At 65.8% G+C, this 12,832-nt stretch carries 13 protein-coding genes; 1 reads left to right on the forward strand and 12 read right to left on the reverse strand.

Going from position 1 to position 12,832, the window contains the following annotated elements:
• Positions 1-5: 5 nt before the first annotated feature.
• From BPET_RS17115 to BPET_RS17170, 12 genes are all read right to left on the reverse strand, one after another.
• The gene (locus BPET_RS17115; RefSeq protein WP_012250272.1) at positions 6-893 is read right to left on the reverse strand and encodes a tetratricopeptide repeat protein; all 888 of its coding nucleotides are present in this window, start codon (positions 891-893) and stop codon (positions 6-8) included.
• Positions 893-1,891, reverse strand: coding sequence for a type II secretion system F family protein (locus tag BPET_RS17120; protein WP_012250273.1), 999 nt, complete (start codon positions 1,889-1,891; stop codon positions 893-895). Before BPET_RS17120 ends, BPET_RS17115 begins: the two co-directional genes overlap by 1 nt.
• A gap of 10 nt (positions 1,892-1,901) precedes the next feature.
• A complete protein-coding gene (locus BPET_RS17125; RefSeq protein ID WP_012250274.1) occupies positions 1,902-2,825 on the reverse strand; it encodes a type II secretion system F family protein in 924 nt (307 codons plus the stop codon).
• Positions 2,825-4,180 (reverse strand): CpaF family protein, encoded by a 1,356-nt coding sequence (locus BPET_RS17130; protein WP_012250275.1) that lies wholly within the window; start codon positions 4,178-4,180, stop codon positions 2,825-2,827. The genes BPET_RS17125 and BPET_RS17130 overlap by 1 nt, the downstream gene beginning before the upstream one ends.
• Positions 4,181-4,217: 37 nt before the next feature.
• Positions 4,218-5,546, reverse strand: a complete 1,329-nt coding sequence (locus tag BPET_RS17135) for a pilus assembly protein CpaE (protein ID WP_041863032.1) — start codon at positions 5,544-5,546, stop codon at positions 4,218-4,220.
• The gene (locus BPET_RS17140; RefSeq protein ID WP_041863033.1) at positions 5,543-6,913 is read right to left on the reverse strand and encodes a type II and III secretion system protein family protein; all 1,371 of its coding nucleotides are present in this window, start codon (positions 6,911-6,913) and stop codon (positions 5,543-5,545) included. Before BPET_RS17140 ends, BPET_RS17135 begins: the two co-directional genes overlap by 4 nt.
• 61 nt (positions 6,914-6,974) lie before the next feature.
• The gene (gene cpaB, locus BPET_RS17145; RefSeq protein WP_012250278.1) at positions 6,975-7,937 is read right to left on the reverse strand and encodes a Flp pilus assembly protein CpaB; all 963 of its coding nucleotides are present in this window, start codon (positions 7,935-7,937) and stop codon (positions 6,975-6,977) included.
• The gene (locus BPET_RS17150; RefSeq protein ID WP_012250279.1) at positions 7,934-8,431 is read right to left on the reverse strand and encodes a TadE/TadG family type IV pilus assembly protein; all 498 of its coding nucleotides are present in this window, start codon (positions 8,429-8,431) and stop codon (positions 7,934-7,936) included. The genes cpaB and BPET_RS17150 overlap by 4 nt, the downstream gene beginning before the upstream one ends.
• A 3-nt stretch (positions 8,432-8,434) precedes the next feature.
• Positions 8,435-8,890, reverse strand: coding sequence for a TadE/TadG family type IV pilus assembly protein (locus BPET_RS26050; RefSeq protein ID WP_012250280.1), 456 nt, complete (start codon positions 8,888-8,890; stop codon positions 8,435-8,437).
• Complete coding sequence (locus tag BPET_RS27350) at positions 8,875-9,360, reverse strand: prepilin peptidase (protein ID WP_081483014.1); 486 nt, start codon at positions 9,358-9,360, stop codon at positions 8,875-8,877. The genes BPET_RS26050 and BPET_RS27350 overlap by 16 nt, the downstream gene beginning before the upstream one ends.
• An 81-nt stretch (positions 9,361-9,441) precedes the next feature.
• Positions 9,442-9,624 carry a Flp family type IVb pilin gene (locus tag BPET_RS17165; RefSeq protein WP_012250282.1) on the reverse strand — a complete coding sequence of 61 codons (183 nt, stop codon included), beginning with the start codon at positions 9,622-9,624 and terminating at the stop codon, positions 9,442-9,444.
• A gap of 40 nt (positions 9,625-9,664) precedes the next feature.
• The gene (locus BPET_RS17170) at positions 9,665-10,498 is read right to left on the reverse strand and encodes an MHYT domain-containing protein (RefSeq protein ID WP_012250283.1); all 834 of its coding nucleotides are present in this window, start codon (positions 10,496-10,498) and stop codon (positions 9,665-9,667) included.
• Between the two features lie 445 nt (positions 10,499-10,943).
• Here BPET_RS17170 and BPET_RS17175 point away from each other — a divergent pair, with 445 nt between their 5' ends.
• The gene (locus BPET_RS17175) at positions 10,944-12,662 is read left to right on the forward strand and encodes a ShlB/FhaC/HecB family hemolysin secretion/activation protein (protein ID WP_012250284.1); all 1,719 of its coding nucleotides are present in this window, start codon (positions 10,944-10,946) and stop codon (positions 12,660-12,662) included.
• Positions 12,663-12,832 lie beyond the last annotated feature (170 nt).

A 12,832-nucleotide genomic window follows, 5' to 3' on the forward strand; every position in this document is an offset into this window, starting at 1 on the left:
CCGCCCTACTGCGCCATGGGCGGGTTGATCATGCGGTCCATCACTGGCTGCAGCATGGGCATGACCACGTCACGCCCGCTGGACACCTGGGTGGCGCCATGCCCGCCGGATGCTTTCGTTACGTCACGCACTACGCCCTGGGCGCGCGGCGTACCGCCGGCGCGCGCCTGCACCTGCATCTGGCTGGCCAGCTGGTAAATCTGGCTGCGGGCCTCCTGCCCCAGGTTGGCGCGGTCCATCAACTGCTGGGCCTGCACGGCATTGCCTTCCACCACGAGCAGCAGCGCCATGTTGGCCAGCACCTTGATATTGGACGGGTCGAGCTCGGCCGCCTTGCCCAGCGGCACGCGCGCGCCCGCGCTGTCGCCGGCGCGCAAGCGGGCGTAGCCCAGGTCGCCCAGCATCTGGGCATCGGTGGGCGCCAGCTTGACGGCGCGCTCCAGGTCCTGCGCGGCCTGCGCATAGTCGCCGCGCGCCCCGGCCAGCAGCCCCAGGCCGTGCCACCCTTGCGCGGCCTGCGAGCCACCCAGCAGTTTGCGGTAGGCCGCCTCGCTCTGCTCTTCCTGGCCCGTGCGCCGCAAGGCGTCGGCCTGCAGCGCGGCCAACTGATCGTTGTCGCCGAAGTTCTGTCTGTAGGCGTCGATATAAGCCAGCGACGCAAAGTACCGGCCCTGGGCCTGGCTTTCGCGGATCAGCGCCAGCATCAACTGCGGCTCGGTGGGCTGCTTGCGCGCATCCGGGTCGTCTTCAGCCTGCCGCATCAGGGCCTGCTCTTGCTGCTGTTGCTGGATCAGTTCCCAGGCCGATTCCATCTTGTTGCTCTGACAGCCAGCCAGCAACATGGTGCATAGCACCGCCCCCAGCCAGCCATGCCGCCGCGTTACTTGCTTCATTACATTCCTCCCGCAATACGCGACAGCCCGCGCAGCACCGACAAGATGCCCATGCCGCCCGTCACGATCAGCAGCGCCGGCAACAGGGTCACGATCATCACGCCTGTCATCTTCACGGTCAGGCGCCCGATTTTTTCCTTGAGCTCGAACCGACGCTTGTCGCGGATGCGCTGCGCGAAGCGGTTCAAGGGCTCCTGGACGGCGCCGCCATGGCGGTCGACCTGCACCAACAGCCGGCAGATCGCGGCCAGGTCGTCGTCATCGAAACCCTGCGACAGCCGCGCCAAGGATTGCTCGCGAGTGCGGCCCCTGGCGTACACGGCGGTCGACACCCCAAACTCGTGCCCCAGCACCGGCAGCACGGGCGTAAAGTCATTGACGATCACGCTCAGGCTCTGATCCACCGACAGGCCCACGCCCTGCAGCAGGCGCAGCAGGTCCACCAGCAAGGGCAGTTCTTTGCCGGCCTGCTTCTTGCGGGCCTTGACCCGCCGCACCAGCATCCATTTGGGCAACAGGTAGCCCACCGCAAAGCCGATGAACAAGGTGAACACCAGGGCCATCATCGAGCCCGGTCCCAGCCACGCCCGGCGCGCCAGCACGGCGGCCATGGGCAGCGCCAGCGCCAGCCCGAAACGCAGCACCACATAGCGGGCGCGCGCATGGGCCGGTTTGGCGTAGCCGGCCAGTTCGATCAGCTTGTTGTCTTCGTCCGGCAGCAGCGATTCGGCCAGGCGCCCTTCGCTCAAGCGCTTGCCCAGGGCATCGGTACTTTGCGCCAGGGCGGCCAGGCGGCCGGCCGGCTGAGACTCATCGGCGGGCAGCGCGGCGCGCGCCGGGTCGCGCCCGGCCAGCGCCTGTTCGACCACGCGCATGCTGCGCGCCTGCCCGCGCAGGCGCCAGACCATGCCCAGCCCAGCGATCAGCAACGCCAGGCCCACCAGCAACACGGCCGCGGCCCACAGGCCTGAAGGAGTGGTTGCGGTCAGGATGTCCATGGCGCGCCCGTCATATGGATTTGGTCATGCGATACAGCCAGTACGACCCCGCCAGCTGCAGCCCCAGCGCCGCCATCAGCATCTTGAAGCCCAGCGGGTCGTCCCACATATCCATGAACATCGCGTTGTTAGTAAGCATGATGTAGCAGGCGATGCCCAGCGGCATCAGCGCCAACACCCATGCCGACAGGCGGATCTCGGCCGAGGCCGCGACCAGTTCGCCGCGCGCCTGCGCCACGTCACGCATGAAGGCGGCGATGCGCTCGAGCACCACGTCGCTGCGGCCGCCGTATTTCTGGGCCACGCGCACCACGGCGGCAAGCAGGCGCAGTTCTTCGAACCCATACTGACGCGCCACGTTGGCCAGCGCGGCATCCAGTTCCTGGGTCGAGCGGCTCAGGTGCGCCGCTTTTTCGACCACCTCGCGCAAGGGTTCGCTGGTATTGGCCGACGCGGCCTGGAAGGCCGCCGCCATGCTGTTGCCGATGGTGATCAGCCGCACCATGGTGTCGAGCATCTCGGGCAGCTGGTCGAACATTCGCCCGCGACGGCGATCGGCCCGCAGCCAGATGTAGAAATAGATGGCCACCAGCAGCATGACCGCCGCCACAATGGCCGATACCGGGCCGCCGAGCACCGCCGCCAGCAACACGCCTGTGCAGAGAATGAGCGATATGGCGCCGTACAGGCCCGCGGTCTGCCGCAGGCCCGCGCAGCGCAGCAGCACGTCCCAGTGCTCGATGCCGCTTTGCAGTATGGTGCGCGGCGCATTGTCGTCATCGGCCGACGCATTCTGGCGGCCCTGGGTGAGCTGGCGTTCCAGGAATACCGAGGTAGCCTGGCGCCGCTGCCCCTGCCCCGCGCGGCGCCATAGCAGCACCGCGCCCAGCATAAAGGCCAGCGCCGAGGCCGCCAACACCCATGCGGCGGCCATCAGCGCCTCCGCCCCCAGAAACCGCCGCCGGAAGAATCTTCCTGGGCCGCGGCGCTGGCGCGCATTTCCTCGCGCAGCCTGCCGAGCTTGGGCGTATGCGGATGCACCCCCAGCCAGCTCCAGGTGTCTTTCTCTTCGCCGTCCGGCGTCACGAACAATTCGTGGCGATACAGCTCCTGCGTGGCGATCACGGTATCGCCCATGCCGGTGACTTCGGTAATCGACAGCACGCGCCGCTTGCCATTGGGCAGGCGGCCGATCTGCACGATGAAGTCCAGCGCGCTGGCGATCTGCCGGCGCAAGCTGTCTTCGCTGCCCTGGAAGCCGGCAAAGCCCGCCAGCATCTCTATGCGGTACAGGCATTCGCGCGGCGAGTTGGCGTGGATGGTGGCCATAGATCCTTCATGGCCGGTGTTCATGGCCTGCAGCATGTCCATGACCTCGGCGCCGCGCACTTCGCCCACCACCACGCGGTCGGGGCGCATACGCAGACTGTTGCGGATCAGATCGCGGATGGTGACCAGGCCGTCGCCGTCGAAACCGCCCTGCCGCGACTCCAGCCGCACCACGTGAGGGTGGTTCAGTGACAGTTCGGCCGTGTCTTCGACCGTGACCACCCGCTCGTTGGTGGGAATGAAGAACGCCAGCGCGTTCAACAGCGAAGTCTTGCCCGAGCTGGTGCCGCCCGACACCAGGATGTTGCAGCGGTTGGCCACCGCCATGTTCAGCAACCGGTGGATGTCTTCATTGAACGTGCCCAGCGTCAGCAGGTCCGCCGGTTTCAGCGGATCTTTGCGGAACTTGCGGATCGACACCATCGGCCCGTCTACGGCCAGCGGCTCGATCACCACGTTCAGGCGGCCGCCGTCCGGCAGACGCGCATCCACCATGGGGCTGGACTCATCCAGCCGGCGGCCGATAGGCGCCAGAATGCGCCGCACGATGCGCAGCACATGCTGGTTGTCGGAAAACCCCAGCGATTCGCGCGTCAGCACGCCGCCGCGCGACACGAAGACGTTGTCGTAGCCGTTGATGAGAATGTCTTCCACCGCAGGATCGGCCAGCAGGTCTTCCAGCGGGCCCAGCCCGGCCAGTTCCTTGGTCAGCGCCTCGGCGATGTGGCGCATTTCGCCTTCGTTGATGGCCACGCGTTTGGTGCGTGCAAAACTGGCCACCTCGATGTCGACGAAATCCTGGATGGCGTCGCGCGCCCAACGTCCGAACTCCGCGCCCAGTTCCTCGATGCGCGAAAGCAGGTGTTCGTAGGCGGCGGTCTTGACTTCCTGATAGCGGGCAGACCCGACAAAGCTGTTGTCGCTGTCCGGGCCGAATTGGATCGTGGCTGTCATGATCATGTCGCGTCCTGTTCAATACGTGCGCGCCCCTGGGCCACTATTCGGCCACCAGCATGCGCCGGTGCACGCCGGGCAGCCAGGTGGCCAGCCAGCTGCCGCGCCCGGCAGCCGGGTGAGTGTCATTGCACAGCTTTTCGGCCAGGGCCTGCACGCCGCGCACGTACACGTCGCGCTCGGCATCCTGATGCAGCAGCCGGCCCTGGTTGGTGCATACCATCAACGCCAATGCCCGGTCGGGCAGCGTGCCCACCAGCTCGAGCTGGAACCGCTCGGCGATCTGCTGGGCAGTCATGCCGTAGCGCTCGTCGTAGCGATTGACCACCAGGCCCAGCGAACTGCGTTCTACATGCCGGCGCTCCAGATCCTGCAACGTGCCCGAAAGCGCAACCAGCGAGCTGACGCTCTGGTCGGTGACGATCCAGTTGGTATGCGAAGTGCGCGCCAGTCCGGCCACGAAGTCCATATTGGAGAAGCCGCCGGTGTCGGTGATCATCAGGCCGAAATGCTGGCGCAGCCGCTCGAACACCAACAGCGAATCCGACTGCGACATATGGTTCATCTGGGCCGGGTCGCGCGGCAGCGACATCACGCTGAGGCCCTCGCGCGTGTGCGCCATGGCCGATCCCAACAGCGTGGCGTCGAGCCGCTGCAGGTTGCGCACGGCCTCGGCGAAGTCGAAATCGCCGCCCACGTTCACATACAGCTGCGCGTCGCCTATGGGCCAGCCCAGGTCCAGCAGCGCCACGCGCGCGGCCAGCGGCAGCATGGCGCCCGCATCGGCCGGCTTGCGGCCCGCGCCATTCGATTCGCCATGCGCCTGTGCATAGCGGTCCTGGGCGATGCCAGCCAGATGAGCCGCCAGCGTGCTGGTGCCGACGCCGCCCCGCGCGCCGATCAGCAGCACGTCGCGGCGCGAGCCCGCTTCGGCCCCGCCCAGACTGGGCATGTCCAGCAGGCGCTGCACGATGTCGCGCACTTCCTGCGGCGCCACCGAAGGGTCGACGAAGTCCGTTACGCCGGCGCGCAGCGCGGCGATCGCGCCTTCAGGCTGGCCCAGCAAACCCACCGCCACGCGAGGAATATTGGGAGCCACGCGGGCCAGCATGCGAGCCAGGTCGGCCGAGCGCAGCAGCTTGCCCGGATCGTTGCTCGCCAAAGTGAAGTCCAGGAAGATGATCTGCGGGTCTATATCGGCCAGCCGCCTGCCCAGTTGCTCAACCGATGGAGACTCCTGGGTCAACACCCCCAGCGGGCCCAGTGCCTCGACCAACTGCGAGGCCACGCCGTCTCCCTGCGAGCAGAAAAGAAACCGGATGCCGCTTTGCAGCCCTGCCAACTCTGTGGAATAAGCCTTCATATCTTTCACCGCGAAAAACCCGGCACTTGTTGGCCGCCGGCAGGCCCCATCAGGTAGTAGCCCCATGCATTGGTGATCGAATCGGGCCGCTCCTGACGCTCGCCGGGCAATGGCAGTGCCACGCCGCGCGCAATTGGCCGCACCAGGCGGGGCGTCACCACGATGACCAGTTCATGCTCTTCCTGCGAGTATTCGATGCCGCGGAAAAATGCGCCGATGATGGGCAGTTCGCCCAGGAACGGCACTTTGTTCACCGAGGCCTTGGTCTGGCGCGACACCAGCCCGCTGATGACGAAGCTTTCACCGTCGCCCAGCTCGATCATGGTGTCGGCCCGGCGCGTGCGCAGCGCGGGAATCAGCGTGGCGGTCTCGCCGTTCAGGATGGGAATGCCATTGACGTAGTCGAGTTCGCTGGCCTCGGGCGCCACTTTCAGCGCGATGCGGTCGCGCGACAGCACGGTGGGCGTCACCGTCAGCCCGATGCCGAAGGGCTTGAACACCACGTTCTGCGTGCCCAGGCCGCCCGACTCGGGAATGGGGATTTCTCCGCCCGCCAGGAAGCTGGCGCTCTGGCCGCTGAGCGCCACCAGGGTGGGCTCGGCCAGCACGCGCGCCATGCCGTTGCTTTGCAGCATGCGCAGCGTGGCGCCGAAATGGTTGGAGTCGAACAGCAGATTAAAACCGTCGCTGAGCACGCCGCGTGGGTTCAATGTGCCCGGCGTTGAAAAACCGTCGGGCGACGTGCGCGAGCCGAAGCCCCAGCCGCCCGCGTTGCCTGTCATGGACAGCCCCACTTGCTTCATGACGGAGCGCGACACCTCGACAACCTTGACTTCGACCTGCACCACGCCGCCGCTGCCGGCGGTAGCCACGTCTACCACGTTCTTGTCGCCAACAGAGGCAGCGGCGGCGGCCACCGAATTCTGGTGCGACAGCGCTGAAGGCGCATGGCCCGACACGACGGCATGCGTGCCCGCGACGTCGACGTTGGCGCCGCCGGCCTGGCCGCGACGCTGCAGTTCGGCCTGCACGGGTCCGGTCACATGCACGGTCCAGGTTGCCGGGCTGCGGCTATTGCGCGCCCAGACCTGTACCTGGGTCGTGCCGGCGCTTTTCCCGATCAGCATCACAGCCGCGGGCCGCCCTGCTGCCGCGGGCAACACCTTGACGTCCGCGACGTCGGGATCAGCCACGGCAATGCGAGTCGGCGTGCCGGGCAAGGGCAGCAGCTGCTGCCCCTTCACCGCCAGAGAAATATCCTGGCTGGCCGCGGGCGCGGCGGCGGCAGGTTCGGCGGGCCGCGCCTGGCCTGCAACGGGCGCGCCGTAGAAAACGCCGGCCGTGGCCAATACAGTGCAGAGTAGAGAGGCGCGCATACGGGGTTTCATCCAAATCGACATAACAGACGGATACTCGGGTTCATGTAGTCGCGCATCATCAATAGCGCACGCGTTGGGCGTCGTCGCCGCGCAAGATTTCAATGGTGCGCCCTGCGCCGCCGCCCGACGCTGCCGCGGGGGAACGCTTCATCGGCTGCGGCGCGGGCCCGTCCAGCTGCGCCAGGCTGTCGCCGGCATAGGCGCGGTTGACGCCGTCCGCCAGCGCGGCGCGCTGCTCGGCCGTCAGGCCCGCGCGCGCCGATATCACCGCTTCCCGGGGTACGAACAAGTCGCGATCAGGCAGCGCCTCATCACTGGGCGCGCGCAGCGCCAGTTGCAGATGGCCGGACCGGCTGGCAAGCAGCAACTCGTTGACGCGCTCGACCGGCACGGCAAGCAGGGCCGACCTGGCGGGAGCGGGGCTGGCGCCGCGCTGGACCACCGGCTTGTCGGATGCCACCGGCGGCCCATCGATAGACTGCGCGCCATAGGCAAGCACGCGCACGCGCGACTGCAGCAGGCGCACCTGGCTGCCCTTCACCTCGTTGTCTTTTTCCAGGGCAAAGAAAACGTCGACCAGATCGCCCGGGGTTATGCGGTTGCCGGCTCCGACGATCTCGTCCACGGGCACTGCCACGGCGCGCTCGCCGTCGCGGAGTTGCTGCGCCAGGCCCTGGGCCAGCGACTGGTTAGTGATCGGTTCGCCACCGGCAATATCCAGCCGCGCCACCTGACCCGCCAGGTCTTCGGGCTTGGCATAACCATGCGCCAGCGGAATCGGCCACTGCTGCACTTTCAACATGCCGGCATCCAGCCGAGTGCCGGCCTGGATGTCCTTCGCTGCCAGAACCACCGGGTAAGTCGCCCGCGGCGCGGCAGGCTGCTCCGGCGCGGGCGCCGCGGTTGCCTGGGCGGCGGCCGGCGCAGGCGCCGGCTGGCGGGCAAGATAGTAGGCCAGTGCGGCGAGGACAACACCAGCCGCCAGCAGGACAGCGGCGAGAATCTTACTTACGCCGGTCATAACGGCTCCTGTGTGATTTGAATGGTGGCGCGCGCGGACAACCTGGAAGGCACCAGGTTTTCGGCCTGTCCGCCCGCGACGAGCCCGAGCAGGCCCTGGAACGATTGCAGCAATGGCCATTGCGCCACGTCGTAGCTCAGAACCACATTGATGCAACCGACCTGGGCGCCGCTTGCGCCCGGCCACGAGCAGGTAACGGGCTCGGCCGTGCGATTGCATTGAACTCCGGTGCCGGATCCGAATATGCTCTGGGCCGCGTCGCACGCCGCGGCCTGCACATCAGAGCGACCGGCATAGCGGGCTTGCAGGCCCGCGCGCGCGCCCTCGCCCGCGGCGGCCGCCAACTGCTGCTGGGTCCAGAAGATGGCGCCATAGCCCACGATGGCCAACAAGATCAGCAGCAGCACGGTCAGCACCATGGCGAACTCGATGGCGGCCACGCCCCGTTGGCGAGGCGGCCGGGCCAGGCAATGCGGCATGTTCGACGCGACCATGGTTCAGCCCCCTTCGGCGCCAAGGTCGCTCAGGCGCACGGAGGCACGCGCCGTCAACATGTCGGGAACCATCGCGCGCTCGATCAGCGGCAAGTTGGGGATCAGCGGATACCCCCCATACGGGTAGCGGACGACCACCTCGATCTGGTCATCCGCCAGCGCCTGGCCGCTGCACACCGCGCCAGCCGTGACACTCAGCGGACCTTCCTTGCCGCATACCGCGACGCTGAGCGCCGCGCCCGACATCGCCGTGATCCAATCGGCCTGCTGCAGCGCGAAATCGCGCGCCGCGGTGGCGCGCAACTGCATATGCTGGTCGCCCGCCTGCCATTGCAGGGCTTTGCGGGCGCCGTCTTGCGCAGCCAGGTTCAATGACTGCTGCGCGGTGAAGAGCATTCCGTACATCATGATGCCGTACAGCACCGAAAAGAACACCAGGAAGATCAGCGCGAATTCCACTGCGTAAGCGCCACATTGAGCGCGGCGAGAGCCAGGTACGTGACGTAGGGCACCCGGCCCAGGGAATGCGGCAAAGTCCACCGGCGAGAGGCCCCCAGGTACAACAGGGCGTGCCCCCCCGCCAGCAGGCTGCCTAACATCAAGACAGCCAGCAGGCCCCTGGGCCCCAGCATCAGGCCATAGGCCGCGATCACTTTGATGTCTGCGGCGCCCATGCTGCGGCGCATCCATAGGGGTACGAACAACAACGCCATGGCGAAACCGAGCAGGGCCATGCCCCAGCTCGTCCACATTGGCGGGTAGTGCCATCCCACTTTCAATGCAGCCGCGCCCGCCCACAGCCCTTGAAAGCTGGCGCCGGCCACGACGAGCACGTTGGGAACCCGACGGTGGCGCCAGTCGGCGGCCACCAGCAACAAGCTCCACAGGATGAAGAACAACCACCACAATGCATCCCCTACGGACAGCAATCCGGGCTCCTGGAATCAATCGGGAAGCGGTCAAGCAAGCGCGCATCGGCTGATACTGCGCGCTGCCTTCCTCGCACGGGACTAGCCGTCAGTGCCAACCGCTTTCAGGTTCGTCACGATGGTCGTGAAGAAGTCTTGCAGTCCATCGGTGAGCGACACAACAACCGTTGCCAACCCCGCCACCAGCAACGCCGCCAGAATCGCGTATTCCAGCGTGGTCACGCCCTCTTCATCATTCCAGAATCGCAAAAATTGCTCTTTCATTGCTCTCTCCCATGCACGCCCCCGGTACAGCCGGGGTTTCCTATCCGCGCTCCAGCGATGCGGCGGGCTCGGCGCCCGCGCCCACCCCTGTAGCGCCAGATCCAATCAGCTGGTCCACGCGTTGCGCCAACTGCTGGCGGAAACGCAGGGACGAGCGGTGCAACTGCCAGCGCAGCAGCGCCAGCACGGCAACCGACAAAACGAACACGACATACGGCAGCGAAGCGCCGCCGACCAGCAGGCCCACGAATTCGTAGGGAACGGCGCACACCATGGAACCCGCGGCCGCGGCGGTGTAATGCATGCCGCACACCGCGGCGGCCATGACGGTGGCTGCCAGCGCGCGCTGCCAGGTGGTGTACACATGAAAGGCCAGCCACAATGCAGCGGTAGCCGCCACCACGGCGACCAGGACGGACAGCACGATCAGCGGCAGGCTCCACAGGAACACAGCGGGAATACGCATGGCGGCGATACCCACGTAGTGCATGGCGGCGATGCCCAGGCCGGCAATAACCCCGCCCACCACGCAACGCAGCGCGGAAAAGCGCGCGCGCGCCACGTACCACAGCGCGATGCCCGAACACAGCACGGCGAGCAGGAAGCTCAGCATCGTCAGCCCGACCTCGTAACCCGCGGCGAACGGCATGGCCTGCGCCTGTATGCCGATGAAATGCATGCTCCAGATGCCAATGCCGCCCAGCGCCACTGCCGCAATGCCCACATACGGCAGCCAGGGCTGGCCGTTCGCGGCCGCCGCCCGGATGTGAGCCGCGGCGGTCAGGGCGACGTATGCGCCATACCCGGCAATCAGAAAGGACAAGATCACCAGGCCTGGAGCAAATGACAGGGGAACGATTTCACCGGGGGTCATAAATCCGTCCGTTGGGTACTACGCCTGTCCCTGTCTGCCCAGTCTGCGATGCGATGCGCCAGCAAGTTTCATTTGGAGATCCCAGAAACCAACCGCGACAAAACAATTTGCATAACGTCGAAGATAGTCTCAACTATTAACAGGCAAATAGCATTAGGGTTATTACGTAATTTATGTTTATATTTCCGACTATCCTAACTTATCCGGGCAATAAGTCCAGATAGTGATGAAAAACGTCAATAAAATGCAGCATATCAGTTACAAATAGGCAAAATTTGCTCAGAGGAACTATATAGAGAAGTGTTTTTTGTATAGTTTTATTACTAAGTTGCTCGCAACAGTTTTCCGCTATGGCAACATGCAGAAGTGATACCAACTATTTTGTTTCACGTTGCGTGCCGGCCCGTATCGTGGCGCGGCCGCGACATTCTGTTGATTGCGGCCCATGACAGCTTCCCTGCGTACCGGCGTTCTTGTTTCTTCCGCGCTGCTGACCCTGTTGGGCAGCACTGCCAGCCGGGCCGACGGCCCGCTGCGCGGCAACCCGGTCGACGCCCTGCCGCGTGTCCAGACGCCCGCCAATACCGGCGCGCCCCGGCCTCAACCGACCTTGCAGGCCCCCACTCCTGAACAGCAGGCTGTGCAGGCGCGCCTGGCGCAGCGCATCGTGCCGCGCAACTTCGACGTGTCGGGGGTAAGAACACTGCCCTTCGACGAGGTGTCGGCCATCCTGGCGCCGCTGGCGGGCAAGGAAACCACGGTGGGCGCGCTGGTGGCCGAAGTGAACAAGATCACCGCGCTGTACCGCGAGCGCGGCTACCCGCTGTCGTTCGCGCTATTGCAAAACCAGTCGTTCGCCAATGGCCTGGTGGCGGTCACTGTCGTCGAGGGGTATGTCTCGAAGGTGCAGATCGACGGCGACATTGGCAATGCGCGCGACCGCCTTGATAGCCTGGCCGCGCCGCTGCTTGAAGAAAAGCCATTGACGCAGCCCACGCTGGAACGCGTGCTCAACCTGATGCGCACGGTGCCTGGGGTGCGGTTCCAACCCAAGCTGGACCTGCCGCGCCGCGCCGATGGCGCCACCGAGCTGGTGCTGGACGCCACGCGGCGCCCGGTAACGGCCGACGGCGGCATCGCCGACCTGGGCACGGGCATGCAGCCGCTAGTGAACGTGGCTGGCAACAGCCTGACGCCGCTGGGCGAGCAGGTGAAGCTGACCAGCAGCATCCCCCTCAACAGCGACGACGTTCGCTATGTCGCGGCCCAGATTACCGTGCCGCTGGGCGCGGATGGTCTGACGCTGCATATCGACGGACACCACTACCAATCGTGGCCGCAAGACGACGCCGTCGAGCGCCTGGGCTACGATCGCGAGGTGACCAACAACCGGGTGGGCGTCGGCCTGAGCTACCCGCTGCTGCTGAACAACCGGCGCTCGCTCGTCGCGACCGCGGGCGTATATGCGGTGAATGCGAAAGACCGCTATGAAGCGCGCAACAGCGACCGCTGGCTGCAGCAAGACGTGGACGTGCGCGCGGCCACGGCCGAGCTGCGTTATCGCGACGTGCTGCCCAGCCGCTCGACCGAAGTCGGCCTGGGGGTGTCGCAGGGCTTCAATGCGGCGGGCGCCGACAAGACGGTAGACACCAACTACGGCTACAGCGGCGTGCCCGACGTGAGCCTGAATTTCACCCGCTACAACCTCGACGTGAAGCAAACGTTCAGCCTGCCCGCGCAATTCGGGCTGGTGCTGAGCGCCGCCGGCCAATACACCGACGACATCCTGCCCAGTTCGGAACAAGTGTCGTACGGCAGCTGGCGCTACGGCATGGGCTACCCGCAGGGCGAAAAAAGCGGCGACAAAGGGGTGGGCGTCTCCGCCGAAATCAACCGCCGTTTCGGCATTGGCTGGAAGTACCTGAACAGCGTGCAGCCCTACGCCATGGTCGACTATGCGCGCACCTGGTACAACAACCGCACAGTGCAGAACAACAACCCCGGCCACTTGTCTTCAGTGGGCCTGGGAATGCGCTTCACCGACGACAAGTACTACTTGTTCGACGTGAACGTGGCCAAGCCCGTCGGCGCGCGCACCGTCGACGACGGCGACCGCAACCTGCGTTTCAACGCCAACTACTCGCTGTTCTACGACGCCTTCTGAAGGCCGCGGCAGCCGCCGCGCCTCGCGCAACGTTACGTAACATCGCCCGTAACGTAACGTCATGTACCCCTGAAACCGTAACATTCGCAGGATGCGTAACGTCCCAAATTTGGGACGTTCGCGTTTCAGGGAAAATCTTGAATGTGATGGTTAGGCATTGATTTTTCGAA

Source organism: Bordetella petrii (genome assembly GCF_000067205.1).
Classification (GTDB): Bacteria; Pseudomonadota; Gammaproteobacteria; order Burkholderiales; family Burkholderiaceae_B; genus Bordetella_A; species Bordetella_A petrii.